This is a genomic window from Mycobacterium angelicum (assembly GCF_002086155.1).
GTDB classification, from domain to species: Bacteria; Actinomycetota; Actinomycetes; order Mycobacteriales; family Mycobacteriaceae; genus Mycobacterium; species Mycobacterium angelicum.
This window is the reverse complement of sequence record NZ_MVHE01000211.1, coordinates 1-1,111: the sequence shown is the minus strand read 5'-3', so window position 1 is coordinate 1,111 and position 1,111 is coordinate 1. Positions and strand designations below refer to the sequence as shown.

Annotated in this window: 1 pseudogene; it reads right to left on the bottom strand. The window is 78.0% G+C overall.

What is annotated here, in order from left to right:
• Window positions 1-359: 359 nt before the first annotated feature.
• Window positions 360-569 (bottom strand): annotated as a pseudogene (locus BST12_RS35060) (PGRS repeat-containing protein); the annotation flags it as partial.
• Between the last annotated feature and the right edge of the window lie 542 nt (window positions 570-1,111).

Here is a 1,111-nt window from a genome sequence, read left to right as displayed (position 1 = left end):
CCGCCGGCCCCGCCGCTGGAGAACATCTGCCCGGTGCCGCCGGTGCCGCCGACCCCGCCGGTCCCGCCGAACCCACCGTCCCCGCCGGCGCCGCCGCCGGCGAACATCCCGCCGGTGCCGCCGGTCCCGCCGGCCCCACCCTTGCCGGTGCTGTTCGCGCCGGGGGTGAAGGAGACGGCGCCATTGCCGCCGTGGCCGGCGGCCCCGGCGAGCATGCCGGCGCTCCCGCCGACCCCGCCGGCCCCGCCGTTGTTCGCGCCCGGTGCCCGTCCGCCGACTCCGCCGGTTCCGCCGGAGCCGAACAGTCCGCCGTTTCCGCCGGTGCCGCCCGCGCCACCGTTGCCGGTCGCCGACGCGCCGCCCGCACCGCCGGCGCCGCCAGCGCCGAACAGTCCTCCGCCGGCCCCGCCGTGCCCACCGGTGGCACCGGCCGCACCGGAACCGCCGACCCCGCCATTGCCGAACAGCAGCCCGCCATCGCCGCCCGCGGTCCCGGTCCCGGCGGCACCGTTGGCGCCGTTCCCGATCAGCGGATGGCCGGTAGCTGCCAGGACGGGTGCGTTAAGCGCGTTGATCGCCTGTTGCTGCATGACGTGCAGCGGGTTAGCGCTCGCCGGAGCGTTGAAGCCGTCCAGACCCAACAGTTGACCGCTGATGCCGCCGGCGCCCAGCGTGCCCTTGGTTGCGCCGAGGCCGCCGTTGCCGCCATTACCGCCGTCGCCGATCAGCACGCCATTGCCACCGGCTCCGCCGGCGCCGCCGGTGCTGCCGGTGGCGGCTTGGCCGGTGCCGCCGCTGCCGCCGTTACCGCCGCTGCCGATCAGCCCGGAGCTGCCGCCGGCGCCGCCGGCACCACCCAGCTTGGTCAGGCCGTCACCGCCGGCGCCGCCCGCGCCGCCGGAGCCGACGAGCATGCCGGCGTTACCGCCGGCCCCGCCCTTGCCGCCATTCGTGGGGCCGAACCCGCCGTCGCCGCCGGCCCCGCCTTCGCCGAAGAACATGCCGGCATTGCCGCCGGCGCCGCCGGCCCCGCCGTTTCCGGTCGCCGCGGTGATGCTTTCGCCGCCAGTGCCGCCGGCGCCGCCGGCTCCGAAACTGAGCATTCCGGCGT